Raw genomic sequence first — 15579 nt, 5'->3', positions numbered from 1 at the left:
ATCTCTTAGTCCGCGCAGGCGGACTTTGTGTGTGTAGAAGCGGTTTCAACCGCCGAGATATCTTACGGTGTCGGATTCGGATACTTAGCGTGCACCGCATCGATTTCCGCTATAATCTCCCGATCCAAATTCACCTCCAAACTACCGATATTTTCCTCCAACTGTTCCAGACTGGTTGCACCGATAATTGTGCTAGTTACAAACCAGCGCGATCGCACATACGCCAAAGCCATCTGCGCCGGACTTATCCCATGTTTCCCCGCAATCTCAACATACGCTTTCACCGCATCATTCAGATTAGTTTTATCGTAACGCTGACCAAATCCCGCAAATAAAGCCAACCTAGAATTTTCGGGAATTCCCTTCAAGTATTTACCCGTTAATAGCCCAAACCCCAAAGGACTGTAAGCCATCAATCCCACATTCTTAAAACGGCAAGTTTCTGCTAAATTTAGGTGAAATGTCCGATTGGTCAAACTGAAAGCATTCTGAATCGAAACAACTTTCGGCAAACCGTGTTTTTCCGCCAACGTGCAAAACTCGCAAACTCCCCAAGGCGTCTCGTTACTCAAACCTAAATAGCGGATTTTCCCAGCTTTAATCAAGTCAGCAAATACCTCTAACTGTTCCAAAATCGGTACAGTTTCGTGTTCTTGGGCAATATCATAATCCGGCGCGCCAAATAAGGGCACGTAGCGATCGGGCCAGTGGATCTGATAGAGGTCGATATAGTCAGTTTGCAAGCGCTTCAGGCTGTCATTCAGGGCTTTTTCGACATTTGGGCGATCGAGCTGATTTTTCCCTTCCCTAATCCACTTTAAGCGAGTGCTTCTGCCCGCCACTTTAGTCGCTATAATGACTTTATCCCGCTGCTGTTTCGCCAACCATTCCCCGATATATTCCTCTGTTTTTCCCTGAGTTTCCGCCTTTCCAGGGACGGGATACATTTCTGCCGTATCGATAAAGTTGATGCCTCTATCGATCGCAAAATCGAGCTGTTGGGCCGCTTCCTCAACGGTGTTCTGCTGACCGTAAGTCATCGTACCCAAACAGATTTCAGATACTGATAAGTCGCTGTCGCCCAGTTTTTTGTATTCCATGAGTTTGATTACTGGCAAATTATCTGATTCTATATTACCGAAAAAGTTTGATTTAATTGACAGCTCCAGAAAAGTGCGCGATGCTTTCTCCTCTCTTCCTCTTTTCCTCTGCGCTCTCTGCGCCCTCTGCGGTTAAAAAAATTAAAAGATATCGGCACTTAAATGTTAATATAAATAATTCGTATTCCTCTGATGTATGAGTATTCGCCCGCCACAAGTTCCATTTGTCAACCTCTCCCTGCAACACCAACCAATCCAATCCCAAATAGCAGAAGCTATTAGAAAAATTATCGAGCAAGGAGACTTTATTTTAGGTCAAGCACTCGCCGAATTTGAAACAGCATTTGCAGCAGCTTCTGGAGTAAAATACGGCGTAGGAGTGGCTTGCGGAACTGATGCGATCGCTCTGGGACTCCAAGCTTGTGGCATTAATCCGGGCGACGAAATTATCATACCCGCTAACACTTTTATCGCCACTGCGATCGCCGTCCTCCAAGCCAAAGCTATACCTATTCTCGTAGATTGCGACCCGGAAACCGCCCTGATTGACCTCACAGCAGCCGAAACAGCAGTTACCTCGAAAACTAAAGCAATTATCCCCGTACACCTTTACGGTCAAATGGTATCGCCCCGGCAGCTTTTAGATTTTGCGAAGCGCCACGATTTAATCATATTTGAAGATGCCGCTCAAGCGCATCTAGCTTCTAGAGAAGGATACCGCGCGGGTTCCATTGGTAAAGCAGCAGCGTTCAGTTTTTATCCCAGCAAAAACCTCGGTTCTTTTGGCGACGGCGGGATGTTAATTACTAACGATGCAGAGCTCGCAGAAAAAATGCGAACTCTCCGCAATTACGGAGCACCCAGTAAATATTTGCACACAGAAATCGGCAGCAACAGCCGCCTCGACAATTTGCAAGCGGCCGTGCTCAATATTAAATTACCTTACTTAGAAAAATGGAATCGTGATCGCACCGACGCTGCTCAACACTACAATACTCTACTAGCACCATTGAAACACAAAGGCATTGTACCGATCGCCAACCACAGCAGCAGCGGTCACATTTATCACCTCTATGTTATCAAAATTACTGAGGAAAGCTCGATCGACCGCCACACGCTTCAGGAAAAACTCGCCCAAGACGGCATTCAAACAGGCATACACTATCCCGTACCTTGCCACCTGCAACCCGCCTACCAAAACTTAGGCAATCGGGGCGACTTTCCCCACGCAGAAACCCTGTGCGAACAGATTTTATCATTGCCAATGTATCCCGGATTGAGCAATACTCAGATCGAGCAAGTTGTTCGGGCGATCGTACTATCATTGAATTGCTAATTGTTCATAAAATTTATGCGGCAGGTGTTTCAAGCAGTAAGGTGCGGTTCTCAAAGCGTTTTGGTGGGGAATTAACAAATCTTTAACTCATAATTTAAAACCCGAAAGCGTTGCGAATCCAGCGCGGCAATCTTAAAACTTCTCAAACCATGCACATCCAGCGCAGAATTCGCATTGTTTTCAAGCGATACCTCCTGGGGGAAGGTATCACGGTGCTCCTAGTGCTGCTGTACGCCCCCCTGCTAGTACACTGGTACGACGGCTGGTTGAACAAAAGCATCAGCCTCGAACACGAATATTTCAGCCACGGACTAATTGGTTTGCCCTACGCAGCTTATATTGCTTGGATGAACCGAAAGTCCTGGCGCAGCTTGCCCAACTCACCGCATCCTTTGGGAGGCTTTTTGCTGGTACTAGCCACGCTTTTTTATCTGAGTCGCTTGAGCGATTTAGTAAATTTATCCCTCCCCGTAATGCTGGCCAGCATTTGCTTATCTTTAAAAGGAATTCCCGGCTTGAAATTGCAGGCGATGCCGCTTTTATTCGTATTTCTGGCCTCGCCGAACCACATTCCTTACCTCATAGAACCCTACGCCTTGCCCTTACAGCAATTCATTGCTGAAGCATCAGGCTGGATATTAATTAAGATTGGTATCAATAATGTGAGAGTGGAAGAAATTTATCTGTACGTAAACGAGCGCATTGTAGAAGTTGCTCCGCACTGTGCAGGCTTGAAAATGCTGTTTACCAGTCTTTATGTCAGCTTAATTCTGCTGGATTGGACGGGAGTTTGGAACTATCGCAAAAAAAGCCTTTTGTTTTTAGTGATTACATCCATTATTAGCATCACTTCCAACATTTTTCGTAATACTTTGCTAACTTACTTTCACGGAACTGACAGAGAGGCGCTTTTTACTTGGCTACACGCCGGATGGGGCGGAGATTTGTATTCTGCTTGTATACTAGGATTATTGGTACTTGTCCTCAACGGGATGGAAAAGTATTTCCCAAGTCAGTCTGGCAATTAATGAAACAGATGATTTCAGCACAGAAACTACTGCGGCGGTATCAATTATCTAAAATTATGGTACTGGTGTTTTTGCTGGTATTAGTTGGGGCAGTAGCAATTCCCGGCTACGCGACGGGAAGGTGGCCTTGGACAAACCCGCCAACCCTTGCCAACCTCAAGCAATTAAGAAGTTTGCGCCAAAACGGGATAAAAATTCCTGGATGGCAGGTTATAGGCGTTCAGAATAACGTCCAAATTGGCGCTCACAGATGGTTAGTTGAAGAAATTAAAAAGGATAAAACAATTGCCATTTTATTGCTGTTGCCTCAAAATTACCCCAAAAACCAGCCCCAAGTAGAATGGCTAGATATCGATGGATTTCACCGATGGCAAACCGATTCTCATCGCACTTTGAGGTTTACAGTTAAATTAGCACCCATACCCGACCAGCCACCGCCTACTGTCGAAGCCAGGTTTTTCCGAAGCTGGACTCGCCAACAAACTTTTGCTGTCGTGCAATGGTACGCTTGGCCTAACGGGGGTTCTCCAGCAACCAGCCGTTGGTTTTGGGAAGACAGTATTGCTAGACTGTCGAACCGCCGCGCCTCTTGGGTTGCTGTCAGTATCATCCTTCCCATTCAACCGCAGGGCGAGATTAAGATAGCTCAACCATTGCTGGAATCTCTTGCCGAAAGTATCCAGGCTAAATTAATTACAGAAACTTTTCGGTTTCAGTAAGCAGGTAGGTGCAAATAAATCGGCCTAGGGAGTGGGCGGGTTTTGCCACAATCAACTGCTTCATAGTAAAGATACGAGTTCAACCCGCCCTGAAAAGATATTATTGTTTTTTCGCGCTACTCTATTTAGATGAAACTTACAAATCAGGTCATTATTCAAAATATTACTTTTTTAAATCCTCTGAAAATGCGGGAAAAATCCACTATTAAAAATCGCCTCGCTTTTTCCTTGGCAGGTCTGTATTCAACTGCTTGGACTCTATCTTTTGCTGCTGTATTCTGGGGTTTTAATAGCAAAAATTTTTCGGAAACCGCTTTAGCTCAATCTGTTGTTCCAAGAGACGAGCGACTCGTGGCGCCACCGCCATTGCGTTTACCGCCACCGCCACCGCCGCCTGCCAATTTCAACCGGGATATTAACCCAGCTTTTCGGAATCGGCCCTACCGCCTGGGCCCGGGAGACCAGATTTCTGTTCAAGTTCAGCGCTTCCCAGAGCTAGGTTTTACGGGTGCAATCAGCCCTGAAGGGGTAATTGTACTGCCACTAATCGGAACAGTAAATGTGCGTGGTCTTACCGTCGAAGAATCACAGCAGCGTCTCCGGGAGCGCTTTGGCCAATTTATCAAAAATCCTCAAGTCTCGGCTGCTTTGCTGGTTCAGCGCCCGGTAGTGGTGACGGTGACGGGGGAAGTGGCAAGACCGGGTTTTTATCCGCTGCAAACCCCCCAGCTTCCTGCGGCTCTGGCGGCGGCGGCTGGGACTACTCCTACGGCGGAACTGCGGGCGGTGCGGGTGCGGCGGACTCTGCCGGGAGGTGCTGTCGCAGAGCAAGTTGTTGATATTTTGACACCGTTGCAAACTGGTATTGCTCCGCCGGATTTGCGTTTGGAAGATGGAGATGCGATCGTCGTACCGTATAAACAGGTTACGCCCGATCGCAAATCCGATCAAGATTTAGCATCCAGGTACAGCCTAGCTGCTGCTGCTGTCCCCGTCCAAATCACTGTCACCGGAGAAGTCGGCAAACCGGGTTTTTACACGCTTCCGGCGGGTTCTGGTCGAATTTCGGCTGCTTTGGTGATTGCGGGGGGAGTCACTGGAAAAGCCGATTTGCGGGCGGTACGAGTGCGGCGGACGCTGACGGACGGCTCATCGGTGGAGGAACCAATCGACCTCTACACTCCCCTAGCAAACGCTAACGATTTGTTCGATTTTCCTTTGGCATCGGGAGATGTGATTGTCATCCCGGAATTGGACGCTAGTACCAAAAACCTAGACTACGACAAAGCTCTTGTTTCGCGGTCTACTCTAATTAAGCCCAGGATCTACGTTCGAGTTTTGAGTTACGCTAGTGGTGGTTTGACCTCGTTCTACGTAGAAAATGGCAGCAGGTTTTTGGATGCTCTCAACAACTTGCCTGTTAATCTTGCTAACTTGCGGAAAATAGCCCTGATTCGGTTCGACGAAAAGCAAGGTAGAGCAATCAACCGTTCGATAGATGCCAAAGCTGCTTTGGAGGGCAATGTTTCTCAGAACCCGATGCTCGAAGATAATGATGTGATTGTTATTGGTAGGAATTTGGTAGAGCGCATTGGTTATGTACTCAATACTTTTACTCGACCATTCCGGGATACTTTGGGATTTATTCTGTTCTTTGAGCAGTTGAGAAATGGGGTGACAGATTTGTTCGGCCCGTCACGTAATGATAGGTAGTCATACTATTTTCAATTTTCAATTTTCATTTGTCGATGGGGAATGACTTATGCGATATGCGTTTACAACTTACCTACAGTTGCAGCTTGTTTGGAAATGGGTATCATTTGTCAGCAATCATTAGTTATCGTTAACAATTAGCAATCTAAAATCTAAAAGTTAAAATCTAAAATCTAAAATCGTCATGACTTTATCCGTTGTTAAACGTTATTTAATTGCTTTCGACCAATACAAGTGGGTGGGACTGGCTACTCTCGCAGTGACTGTTGGCGTGTCGGGAGTAGTGGCTGTGCAGCCAAAGCCTGCGCCAGTTTACGTTGCAATAGGTACGCTGGCCTACGACAGACCGAGCGTGATTTTTTCATCGACTACTACTAAAATTCAACAGGAAGGACAAGAAATAACTAAAGATATGCTGCTGGATACAAGAGTGGTTGAACCAGCAGCCGAAAAACTCATCAAACCCGAAGAAAAATTAAACAAAGAAGAAGCGAAAGAAAAAATACAAGCTTTGGCTAAAAAGCTGGGAAAAGATGTGCAGATAAAGATGCCAAGTAAGAATAATGACCCCAGCGCTTTGATTCAAGTATTGTACAAAAATGGCGATCGCAAAAAAGCAGAAGCGGTAGTAAAGACGCTGATGTACGAAATGGTGGAACACAGCAAAAGTATTAATACTTCTAGACTGCGAGCAACGATCACCCAAATTAACCAGCGTTTGCCGAAAGTAACTCAGGAACTTAGAGAGACGGAAGCAAAACTTGAAGCCTACGAAAAACGAGAAGGGACTTCGATTTTAGCAGCTCAGAGCGGTGCTTTGCCGCAAGCGATTACCAGCAGCCAACAGCAGCAGCGACAACTCCGCGTGCAGTTGGGAGGCATGGAAGCTCAAATTAACAGTTTGCAGGAGCGCTTGGGATTGAATGTGGAGCAAGCTTACGTCGCTCAAGCACTCTCTGCCGATCCAATTATTGCCCAACTGCGAGTGCAATTGTTTTCGATCGAATCTCAGCTCAAAATTCTCCGCAGCGACTTGCAGGAGGAACACCCGAAAATTGTAGAATTGCTCAAACAAAAACAAGCTTTTGAGCAGCAGTTGCAGCAGCGACAATCTGAGGTACTCGGCGGTAACGGGGTGGCGGCTCCCCTCAGAAGTGCCGCTCGAATTCGGGTAGACTCTTCTTTAGATCCGGCCAGACAGCAGTTAGCTCAAACTTTGATTGCTTTGCAAACGCAGCGGGATGCGGCGCAACAGCAACTCCAAGGAATCGAGAAAACTGAACAGCTATTGCGTCGGGAACACGCGACAATCCCCAACAAGCAGTTAGAACAAGCCCGTTTGGCACAGCAAGTGGCGTTCAAAAAAGCTCTCTACGACAAGATGCAGTCGGCTTTGGTAGATGCTGAGGCGGCGGTAGCTGAGACAACGGGGAGTTTGAGAATCGCCCAATTGCCGCAAACTGATGACGTTGAGTCAAACAAGAGAGGTTTGCCCGTGATGCTGGCGGTGGGAGGATTTGTGGGATTGCTGCTGGGCGGGGGGTTGATATTTTTGTTGGGGATGCTCAACGGCAAGTTTTACAGTTGGGAAGAAGTGCGGGCGGCTTTGGTGGAAAAAGAGGTGCCGATACTGGGAGTTTTGCCTGAAGTGACGGTGTTTGATTCCTACGGCGATGAAATGCCTCTGGCCCTGGAGGCAAATTCTCCCTATTTGGAATTTTACGAGCGGTTACGTACTAATTTGCGCCGGATTGGGGACAAACCGGTGAAGGTGGTGTTGTTGACTTCGGCGGCGCCTTTGGAGGGGAAAAGTTTTAGTGCTTACAATTTGGCAATTGCATCGGCTCGATCGGGTAAACGGACTTTGCTAATTGAAGCAGATTTGCGATCGCCTTCTAACGTTGAATCTTTGAAAATTGCTGCTGATCCTCTGGCGACAGTGGAACCTTTGCACTATTACGGCAATATTAGCGAGTGCGTCCTTTTGGTTCCAGAGGTAGAAAACCTATATGTCGTGCCGAGTCCCGGCTTTTTGCGACAAGCCTCCGCCGTACTAGAATCAAGCGAAATGCGGAGATTGTTTGAGGATGTTCGCAACCGCTTTGATTTTGTCGTGGTGGATTCTCCAGCATTGAGCGAGTGCAACGACGCGCTGACGCTGGAACCGTACACGGACGGTATGATTTTGGTGGCGCGGCCTGGTTACACTTTGTCTAGTATGTTGTCTGAGGCTGCGGATCAGTTGCTGGAATCTGAGGATGACGAGTCGCATAAATCCGGGCCGCGGCTGTTGGGAGCGATTATTAACGGTGCTGATATTCCGGTCAAGTTCCGCAATGATCTTGATGAATTGGAGTTCCCTGTGACTGCGATCGGCGATCGCGCGATCGAAGTGCGATCGAGGCAATTACCGCAGCCGTCAAAGCCTAAAAACAAGGCTATTAATAGTAAATTGAGATAATTTATGTGGCTTGATTCTTGTAAAGCAATCCTCAACCAAATGTGAATATTTTGTAGGTGCAACCTAAGCAGCTTAAGCCGAAAGCACCGTTAACAGCCAGTCGATTTGAGATTTGAAATTTGAGATTTGAGATTTAAAAATTGACTCCACAGATGAATCTGGGAGCTGGAACTTCGGTCTAAAATTTTTCGCTTGTCAACCGTCAACCGTCAACCGTCAACCGTCATTACTTGAAAATGTGTCATCGCACTATTGATTGGATTCCGGGCGTTTCTGGTGTTTGCTCTGGATAAACTGTTCCAAATCGGCGATCGCATCTTCAAAATCCGACAAATTAATTTTCGCAGGTCTAGTCTTCTTCGGCGGACTCGAAGACTGACTCGAAGGCTTAGCCGGAGGCAGTGGAGATTTAGGTTGTCCCGCTTGAGTGCTGTTCGATTCTATAGAATCGAACAATTCATCCAGGGACTCAAAAAAGGATTGAGCCGAGGCCCGGCGTAAATCTTTCTGGTCGTCGTCATCCGTCATAAGCCACTCCATAGGGTCTAAAATTTGCCAACAAACTCTGTCCGCCCCGGCGCGTGCAGAGATTAGACATGAAAACCGACTAAAACAAGCAGGAGGACAGAATTTAACCGGGCGATGGGAATGCCTGTGGCTGAACTTGCTGCCCCATATAAAACCTGCAGCGGGCATTGTCAGCCTTCAAACTATATTTAACTCTACACCCGCCTACTGAGTGATTTGAGACTTGGTGCAGACCCAGCTCAAAATCCTTGACCCTGAAAAAATCTCAGTTACGGCTCTTTCGTTGTCTAATTAACCCTAGTCTAGTCGAGAATAAGGAGACAGGACTTATGCAACTATTACCGCTGTTCAAGGGTTGCGATGGCAACGCGCCACCTCGAAAGAACGGAGAGACGGTGTTTTTTGCTTGAGTCCTAAGATTTCAAAGGCATTAGGAGATTTTAAGGTGACTCAGGGATTTGATTACGATTTAGCAATTATCGGCGCTGGCGTGGGCGGACACGGCGCGGCCATACACGCGGTTAGCTGCGGGCTGAAAGTGGCAATTATCGAAGCAGGAGACATGGGGGGGACTTGCGTCAACCGCGGCTGCATTCCCTCGAAGGCGCTGTTGGCGGCTTCGGGGCGAGTGCGAGATTTGCGGAATGCCCACCACCTGAAGACTTTGGGAATTCAGTTGGGGAATGTGGATTTCGATCGCGGGGCGATCGCAAATCACGCTAACACTATTGTTAGCAAACTTCGCGGCGACTTGACCAACAGCCTCAAACGTTTGAACGTGGATGTCATCCAAGGTTGGGGCAAAATTGCCAGTGCTCAAAAAATTACCGTCGAAACCGATAAAGGCGAGAAAACTATTACCGCCAAGGATATTATTCTCGCTCCCGGTTCGGTTCCTTTCGTCCCCCCCGGGATAGAAATTGACGGCAAAACTGTATTTACCAGCGACGATGCTGTCAGGTTGGAATCGCTGCCGAAATGGATTGCAATTATTGGTAGCGGTTATATCGGTTTGGAGTTTTCCGATATTTACACCGCACTGGGCTGTGAAATCACGATGATTGAGGCTCTAGATCAGTTGATGCCGACTTTCGATCCAGATATTGCTAAGTTAGCAGAACGGGTGTTAATTGCACCCCGCGATATTGAAACAAAAGTGGGTGTTTTGGCTAAGAAGATTACTCCTGGTTCGCCGGTGATTATTGAATTAGCTGATTTCAAGACTAAGGAAATTGTCGAAGTTTTGGAAGTAGATGCTTGTTTGGTAGCAACTGGCCGAGTTCCTGTCAGTAAGAATTTGGGGTTAGAAACTGTTGGCGTGGAAACGATGCGCGGTTATATCCCAGTGAACGATAAGATGCAGGTTTTGGCGGCGGGAGAACCGGTGCAAAACTTGTGGGCGATCGGCGATGTTAATGGCAAGATGATGTTAGCGCATTCTGCGTCTGCTCAGGGAATTGCTGCGGTGGAAAATATTTGTGGCCGTGCCCGCGAAGTTGACTATTTGAGTATCCCGGCGGCGGCGTTTACTCACCCGGAAATTAGCTATGTGGGGATGACGGAACCTGCGGCAAAGGAGTTAGGAAAAACTGAAGGGTTTGAGGTCGGTTCTGTCAAGAGTTATTTTAAGGGAAATTCTAAGGCTATTGCGGAGGGTGAAACTGACGGTATGGCTAAGGTGATTTACCGGAAAGATACTGGGGAATTGTTGGGAGTTCACATTTTCGGTTTGCACGCTTCGGATTTGATTCAGGAGGCGGCAAATGCGATCGCCCAGCGCGATTCTGTTAACAATTTAGCATTCCGAGTTCACACTCACCCGACGCTTTCGGAAGTGTTGGATGAGGCGTTTAAACGGGCGGCTGGAGCGGCAAGTCATTAATTTGTAGGGGCTGTTTTCTTGTTTTATATCCCCGACTTGTTGAATCAGTCGGGGATTTCGGTATACTGTTTTAGGGCGTTAGTAGAGCAAGTTAAAGGTGAGGAAAGTGCTCGCAATTGCATCTTTTAGCATTCTCCAGAACAGGCAAGATGCCTGTTCCACAAAGAGTAAGTTTTTTTGTGGGGTGGGCATCTTGCCCGCCCGTAAAAGGCTTATTGAGAAATGACATTCCCTCTTTGCGAATGTTCCGTAATAAAGGCCCGTTATAGTGCGTAAATCGCTGTTCGTCCATAAACAGACAGCTAATGACTTCATCATTTTGGAGCGACAAATCGGCTCGAATGTGGCTGGTTCTTTTAATTTCTTCGCCTGGGTTTACTTGCCCTTTGAGGACGACTAAAATATCAATGTCAGAGTCTGGGCGTGCGTCACCTCGCGCTTGGGAACCGTAGAGTACCATTTGGGTGAGGCGATCGCCGTACAGTTGCTCGAAGTGCGATCGTAATTGCGTTAGTATGTTTTTAAGCTTATCGTTAACGATCATATTTGTAGTAAATGATTGGAGGGCGATCGGGATTCTTTCGTTATACCAAATATCCCACTCCGATTTTCTCCTACTCACTATAGTTTGTCTTATGAATGGTTGTCAAAGCGGTAAATTTCCCTATGGTGTTGGAGAAACAGAATTAGTGATACTCAAAAAAAGAGCGATCGCACCTCAAGAATAGAAGGGCGATCGCTCTTTTAGCAGCTAAGTCAATTATCAGAAATACCAGAACAACATAGCCTATGCTTAGCATTCTCAGGTCGTGGATTTAAAAGACTACTGGGGTTTAGCTGCTTCAACTATAGCGTGAACCATCTTAATTGCCTCTGTGATAGGTATTTGACCACTTTCGACAGCCCTCATTAAATCCTGAGCATCTTGAGGGCTAATTAGATTAAGCTCAATTGGTTCTTTCAAGCAAACGATAAATTTTGTCTTGTCACTGTCTTCAAGCTTAGATGCGCTTTCTTTTGCTTCAACCTCGCTTAGCTGTTTTTTTAACTGTTTGAGAATTTCTGCTTGTTTCCCTTCCTTGGAAGTGCCATCAAAGAAGATCCTTTTTGCTCCAACGAGAGCTGCTGCACCTAATGCTGCACCGCCAACAACCAATCCTACTGGGGGTGCAACCGCTATTAGCCCAAAAAATATGGCTTGACCCCCGAAAGCCGCAACAGCCGCGCCAGCAGCACCAGCACCTACCACACCAACCCCAACATCAGCTAAAATTGCTAGCTTATCATGAGGATTTTTTTCCAGTTGCTCGATCGCTTTAAGGATTTGCTCCTTAGTTACGGTTTTATTTCCTGACATATTAAGCCTCTTGATTTTTTCAGCTTTTGTTTTTTAAGCAGTGATAACGTTGCGAAAAACTGCATTGAAAACATCAATCAGTAGTTGAAAAAACAATTGGGCGATTTGAATAAAGTCTTGTGCTACTCCAACTATGCCATCTACTTGACGGTAGCCTTGATCTAGTCTATGTCCAGCGATCGCACCAACAGCTATACCTAGCACTGCTGCCAATGGCGCTAACACTGGGCCTATAATTGGTACTGAACTTGCCAATAGCCCCACAGCAGCTCCTAGAGCAATGCCCGTAGCTAAATGAGGATGTGCCTTGACAAACTCGATAATTTTGATCAGAACAATTTTCCCTACTGCCAAAACTTTGTTACCAGCTTTTTTTGTGTAGCTAGCTAACTCGTGCAATCTGATAGTGACTTCGTGGGGCAAGCCGCTATCATTTAACCAGACATACAACTCGCTACTACTCATTGAATCGGCATCTACTTGCCAGAGAGCCATTTTTAAGTTTGCTTGGGGGAGGGATAATGGTTGTGCAGTCATTTTTTTCCTATGGGAAAGCTATAATAGTGCCTCTTAAATATGATTATAAATATAAAAGCTAAGTCTTGTCCAGTCGAATAAAGTCCGCTCAAGTATACACTGGTACATTATTAGCCAATTCACCACAGCAGAAAAAGCCGGACAAATTCCGTCAGGTCGGAAAAAGCAAGAAAAAGTCGCATATAATTGGTAAAGCTATGAAGACGCCTAAACTAATGGACGTTCAACAAGTCTTAATGCTGACAGATAACCTAGTTTTTGTCTATCCGGAAAAACACTTAGAGAATTTGGAATAGGTGATACGGTCGGGAACTTTGCAAGGTCAGAAATACTCAAAAATAGCAGATGAAGCTCACTGTAGTGAAGGTCACATTGTTGAAAGTTATGCAATCCTTGGGACGGCGTTCATTAATTGAAAAAATCCTGCAGGGCGATCGCACATTTTTCACTCTTGCACCGATACTAAAAGAGTATGTCAAAACTAACTATTCCCGCCCAAACATAGAAAAAGAAGCCCGATCGCCCTTTTAGTAAAATTGGGGTTTTAGCCGTTCGCACTTAAATTTGATAGAATTAGGTATCTGCCAAACATCTGAACGATCGCTCAATGCACGTTGTCAGTCGCAAAAAATTAAGAGACTACTGCCAAAATCATGCTGATTCCTGCGAAGCCCTCGATGATTGGTACAAGATTGCTAGTCAAGCCAACGGGACTAAACTTATTGAAGTTCAAACTATTTATCCTCAAGCTGAAGCAGTTGGAAATTTTACAATTTTTAATATCAAAGGAAATAAATATCGCTTAATCATAAGTCTTAACTATCAAAAGCAGATTGTTTATATCAAGTACATTTTGACTCATGCAGAATATGACAAAGACAACTGGAAAAATGACCCTTACTTTTGACTCCGACAGATATAGCAGCCTGCTATCCCAATATCAACCTCGAATTATAAAAAAGGAAGATGAAAACGAGACTTTTTTAGAAATAGTTGAAAAATTGCTTTCTCGGAAAAATCTAACTCCCGAAGAAGATACTCTGTTAGAACTTTTAGTCAAACTAATTGAGGATTATGAAGAAATTCACTATCAACTGAATGCTTCAACTCCCCACTCAAGACTTCTTCATTTGATGGATGCTAGAAGTTTAGAAATAGCAGATTTAGTAGAAATTATTGGCACAGTTGAGACGGTAACTGAAATCGTTAACGGTCAGCTAGAAATTAGCAAAAAACAAGCTGAGGCTTTGGGAAAATTTTTTCATGTAAATCCGGGTTTGTTTCTGTTTGATTAATCGTAAACCATTATATAATACGTTGAAACTTGTTACGATCGCCCTTTATCCCCCTATCATGCTTCAAATCCGTCGCCGTCCCCCCAGCACATCCGTCTCCGTCCTCTACCTCAGCTACCAAATCGCCGTACCCGACGCCGAACCCCAGCACATCCTCGAAGAAATCGTCTGGCAAAAAGAAGCTGAAGTTGCCCAAAAGCGCGATCGCACCCCGTTATCCGATCTTCACAAAAAACTCCCCTTTGCACCGCCAACCCGCGACTTTCTTGCCGCCCTTAAAAACGGCAAAACCACACCCGCTATCATCGCCGAAGTTAAAAAAGCTTCCCCCAGCAAAGGCGTAATTCGCGAAGATTTCGATCCAGTGGCGATCGCCCTAGCTTACCAACAAAACGGCGCCAGTTGCATCTCCGTACTCACCGATGAAAAGTTCTTTCAAGGCAGCTTCGACAACCTCGCTAAAATCCGCGCCGCAGTCGATTTACCCTTACTTTGCAAAGAGTTTATTATCTATCCCTACCAAATCTATCTCGCCCGGATTCACGGCGCGGATGCTGTATTGTTAATCGCAGCTATTCTGTCAGATAAAGACTTACAATACTTTGTAAAAATTGTCAAGACTTTGGGCATGACAGCTTTGATAGAAGTTCACACTCTCGAAGAACTCGATCGAGTATTAACCCTAGAAGGCGTCAACCTGATCGGTATCAACAACCGCAACCTAGCAGACTTTTCCGTCAGCCTAGAAACTACTACTCAACTATTAGCCGATCGACAAACCGAAATCCAAGCAAAAGGCATCCTCATCGTCAGCGAGTCAGGAATCCACACTCCCGACGACTTAACTCAAGTTGCCAGTGCCGGCGCCCAAGCCGTCCTCATCGGCGAATCCCTAGTCAAACAGCCCGATCCGGGTGCAGCTTTAGCCTCCCTTGCCGATCGCCCTCCCAGCCTGTGAAAGGCGAGACCGCTTGACAAACCACCCTTAATTCTGATAAAAAATGATTAAGTAGGTAAATAATGAGAATTTCTAGCCTGCATCGACTCAAGCGCTACTGTAAAAAAAAATAGCACTCAAAGCTATATTGCATAGAAATATTTTGCCAGAAAGCAATTAAATCTATTCTGTAAGCGGGTCGATCGCAAGATTTAGCGTGTCCAACGCACCCAGCCCCGAATATTCGATCGGCAAAGCAGGGGGTTATTGTACGGTTAGAAAACAAATAAAAAATCGGGCATCTAATGTTCACCTGTGATGCCTCATGCAATTGCAATGGGGTATCGGTTCGCTGAGGTATATTAGCTTTCATGGAGCCAATCCCCCTTCCTTCGTACATTCATTATGAATTGCTACTTCAATTGTTAGAACGCAAAACGATGTTTGCTGTCAGTCCACAATCGCCGCAGCAGCAACAAGTGCACCAACTTATTATTACACTGCGTAAAGCCCTTGCCATTCAAAAGCAATTAGAACAAAGCTGCGAGCGATCGAACATAGCGGTAGAACACCGCTGGTCTCTAAATGAAATTAACCACAAGGGAGTTAAAAGTTAAAAAAGTTAGAGTAGCGACGTGACGTATCGTATTTGATTTATTCTATATAACTCCCACAGAAAAACTTAG

The 15579-nt window shown here is 45.8% G+C and carries 16 protein-coding genes; 11 read left to right on the top strand and 5 right to left on the bottom strand.

Going from position 1 to position 15579, the window contains the following annotated elements:
* Positions 1-62: 62 nt before the first annotated feature.
* A complete protein-coding gene (locus tag QUA77_RS02385; RefSeq protein WP_333449138.1) occupies positions 63-1100 on the bottom strand; it encodes an NADP(H)-dependent aldo-keto reductase in 1038 nt (345 codons plus the stop codon).
* A gap of 196 nt (positions 1101-1296) precedes the next feature.
* Here QUA77_RS02385 and QUA77_RS02380 point away from each other — a divergent pair, with 196 nt between their 5' ends.
* From QUA77_RS02380 to QUA77_RS02360, 5 genes are all read left to right on the top strand, one after another.
* On the top strand, positions 1297-2436 hold the full coding sequence (locus tag QUA77_RS02380; protein ID WP_333449137.1) for a DegT/DnrJ/EryC1/StrS family aminotransferase: 1140 nt from the start codon (positions 1297-1299) through the stop codon (positions 2434-2436).
* 149 nt (positions 2437-2585) lie between these two features.
* A complete protein-coding gene (gene crtB, locus QUA77_RS02375; RefSeq protein WP_333449196.1) occupies positions 2586-3464 on the top strand; it encodes a cyanoexosortase B in 879 nt (292 codons plus the stop codon).
* On the top strand, positions 3464-4183 hold the full coding sequence (locus QUA77_RS02370; RefSeq protein ID WP_333037933.1) for a cyanoexosortase B system-associated protein: 720 nt from the start codon (positions 3464-3466) through the stop codon (positions 4181-4183). Before crtB ends, QUA77_RS02370 begins: the two co-directional genes overlap by 1 nt.
* A gap of 129 nt (positions 4184-4312) precedes the next feature.
* Positions 4313-5896 (top strand): polysaccharide biosynthesis/export family protein, encoded by a 1584-nt coding sequence (locus QUA77_RS02365; protein WP_333449136.1) that lies wholly within the window; start codon positions 4313-4315, stop codon positions 5894-5896.
* A gap of 184 nt (positions 5897-6080) precedes the next feature.
* Entirely contained in the window at positions 6081-8357 is a 2277-nt protein-coding gene (locus QUA77_RS02360; protein WP_333060604.1) for a lipopolysaccharide biosynthesis, read from the top strand.
* A 249-nt stretch (positions 8358-8606) separates the two neighbouring features.
* On the opposite strand, the gene QUA77_RS02355 is transcribed toward QUA77_RS02360, so the two are convergent.
* Entirely contained in the window at positions 8607-8885 is a 279-nt protein-coding gene (locus QUA77_RS02355; RefSeq protein ID WP_333185397.1) for a hypothetical protein, read from the bottom strand.
* 445 nt (positions 8886-9330) lie between these two features.
* Here QUA77_RS02355 and lpdA point away from each other — a divergent pair, with 445 nt between their 5' ends.
* A complete protein-coding gene (lpdA, locus tag QUA77_RS02350) occupies positions 9331-10767 on the top strand; it encodes a dihydrolipoyl dehydrogenase (RefSeq protein WP_333449135.1) in 1437 nt (478 codons plus the stop codon).
* A 91-nt stretch (positions 10768-10858) separates the two neighbouring features.
* On the opposite strand, the gene QUA77_RS02345 is transcribed toward lpdA, so the two are convergent.
* The 3 genes from QUA77_RS02345 to QUA77_RS02335 all read right to left on the bottom strand — a co-directional run bounded on the left by QUA77_RS02345 (position 10859) and on the right by QUA77_RS02335 (position 12661).
* Positions 10859-11311, bottom strand: coding sequence for a nucleotidyltransferase domain-containing protein (locus QUA77_RS02345; RefSeq protein ID WP_333449134.1), 453 nt, complete (start codon positions 11309-11311; stop codon positions 10859-10861).
* Between the two features lie 279 nt (positions 11312-11590).
* Positions 11591-12124, bottom strand: a complete 534-nt coding sequence (locus QUA77_RS02340) for a hypothetical protein (protein ID WP_333126534.1) — start codon at positions 12122-12124, stop codon at positions 11591-11593.
* A gap of 33 nt (positions 12125-12157) precedes the next feature.
* Positions 12158-12661 (bottom strand): hypothetical protein, encoded by a 504-nt coding sequence (locus QUA77_RS02335; RefSeq protein WP_333449133.1) that lies wholly within the window; start codon positions 12659-12661, stop codon positions 12158-12160.
* A 345-nt stretch (positions 12662-13006) separates the two neighbouring features.
* Between QUA77_RS02335 and QUA77_RS02330 the strand changes: the two genes are divergently transcribed.
* The 5 genes from QUA77_RS02330 (at position 13007) to QUA77_RS02310 (ending at position 15510) form a co-directional block, all read left to right on the top strand.
* Positions 13007-13192: a hypothetical protein gene (locus tag QUA77_RS02330; RefSeq protein ID WP_333449132.1), complete on the top strand. Its 186-nt coding sequence runs from the start codon at positions 13007-13009 to the stop codon at positions 13190-13192.
* Positions 13193-13268: 76 nt separating this feature from the next.
* The gene (locus QUA77_RS02325) at positions 13269-13568 is read left to right on the top strand and encodes a type II toxin-antitoxin system HigB family toxin (RefSeq protein ID WP_333449131.1); all 300 of its coding nucleotides are present in this window, start codon (positions 13269-13271) and stop codon (positions 13566-13568) included.
* Positions 13552-13956, top strand: a complete 405-nt coding sequence (locus QUA77_RS02320) for a transcriptional regulator (protein WP_333449130.1) — start codon at positions 13552-13554, stop codon at positions 13954-13956. Before QUA77_RS02325 ends, QUA77_RS02320 begins: the two co-directional genes overlap by 17 nt.
* 58 nt (positions 13957-14014) lie before the next feature.
* Positions 14015-14914 carry an indole-3-glycerol phosphate synthase TrpC gene (gene trpC, locus QUA77_RS02315; RefSeq protein WP_333185413.1) on the top strand — a complete coding sequence of 300 codons (900 nt, stop codon included), beginning with the start codon at positions 14015-14017 and terminating at the stop codon, positions 14912-14914.
* Between the two features lie 350 nt (positions 14915-15264).
* Entirely contained in the window at positions 15265-15510 is a 246-nt protein-coding gene (locus QUA77_RS02310) for a DUF5340 domain-containing protein (protein WP_333037960.1), read from the top strand.
* Positions 15511-15579: the final 69 nt, after the last annotated feature.

It is taken from the genome of Microcoleus sp. K5-D4 (assembly GCF_036704575.1).
Lineage (GTDB): Bacteria > Cyanobacteriota > Cyanobacteriia > Cyanobacteriales > Microcoleaceae > Microcoleus.
The sequence above is the reverse complement of the archived record's forward strand: the minus strand, read 5'-3'. Positions and strand labels throughout refer to the sequence as shown.

Coding starts and splice junctions, on each gene's coding strand:
- QUA77_RS02385 (WP_333449138.1), bottom strand. CDS start 1,100: ATGGAATACAAAAAACTGGGCGACAGCGACTTATCAGTATCTGAAATC.
- QUA77_RS02380 (WP_333449137.1), top strand. CDS start 1,297: ATGAGTATTCGCCCGCCACAAGTTCCATTTGTCAACCTCTCCCTGCAA.
- crtB (WP_333449196.1), top strand. CDS start 2,586: ATGCACATCCAGCGCAGAATTCGCATTGTTTTCAAGCGATACCTCCTG.
- QUA77_RS02370 (WP_333037933.1), top strand. CDS start 3,464: ATGAAACAGATGATTTCAGCACAGAAACTACTGCGGCGGTATCAATTA.
- QUA77_RS02365 (WP_333449136.1), top strand. CDS start 4,313: ATGAAACTTACAAATCAGGTCATTATTCAAAATATTACTTTTTTAAAT.
- QUA77_RS02360 (WP_333060604.1), top strand. CDS start 6,081: ATGACTTTATCCGTTGTTAAACGTTATTTAATTGCTTTCGACCAATAC.
- QUA77_RS02355 (WP_333185397.1), bottom strand. CDS start 8,885: ATGACGGATGACGACGACCAGAAAGATTTACGCCGGGCCTCGGCTCAA.
- QUA77_RS02345 (WP_333449134.1), bottom strand. CDS start 11,311: ATGATCGTTAACGATAAGCTTAAAAACATACTAACGCAATTACGATCG.
- QUA77_RS02340 (WP_333126534.1), bottom strand. CDS start 12,124: ATGTCAGGAAATAAAACCGTAACTAAGGAGCAAATCCTTAAAGCGATC.
- QUA77_RS02335 (WP_333449133.1), bottom strand. CDS start 12,661: ATGACTGCACAACCATTATCCCTCCCCCAAGCAAACTTAAAAATGGCT.
- QUA77_RS02330 (WP_333449132.1), top strand. CDS start 13,007: ATGAAGCTCACTGTAGTGAAGGTCACATTGTTGAAAGTTATGCAATCC.
- QUA77_RS02325 (WP_333449131.1), top strand. CDS start 13,269: ATGCACGTTGTCAGTCGCAAAAAATTAAGAGACTACTGCCAAAATCAT.
- QUA77_RS02320 (WP_333449130.1), top strand. CDS start 13,552: ATGACCCTTACTTTTGACTCCGACAGATATAGCAGCCTGCTATCCCAA.
- trpC (WP_333185413.1), top strand. CDS start 14,015: ATGCTTCAAATCCGTCGCCGTCCCCCCAGCACATCCGTCTCCGTCCTC.
- QUA77_RS02310 (WP_333037960.1), top strand. CDS start 15,265: ATGGAGCCAATCCCCCTTCCTTCGTACATTCATTATGAATTGCTACTT.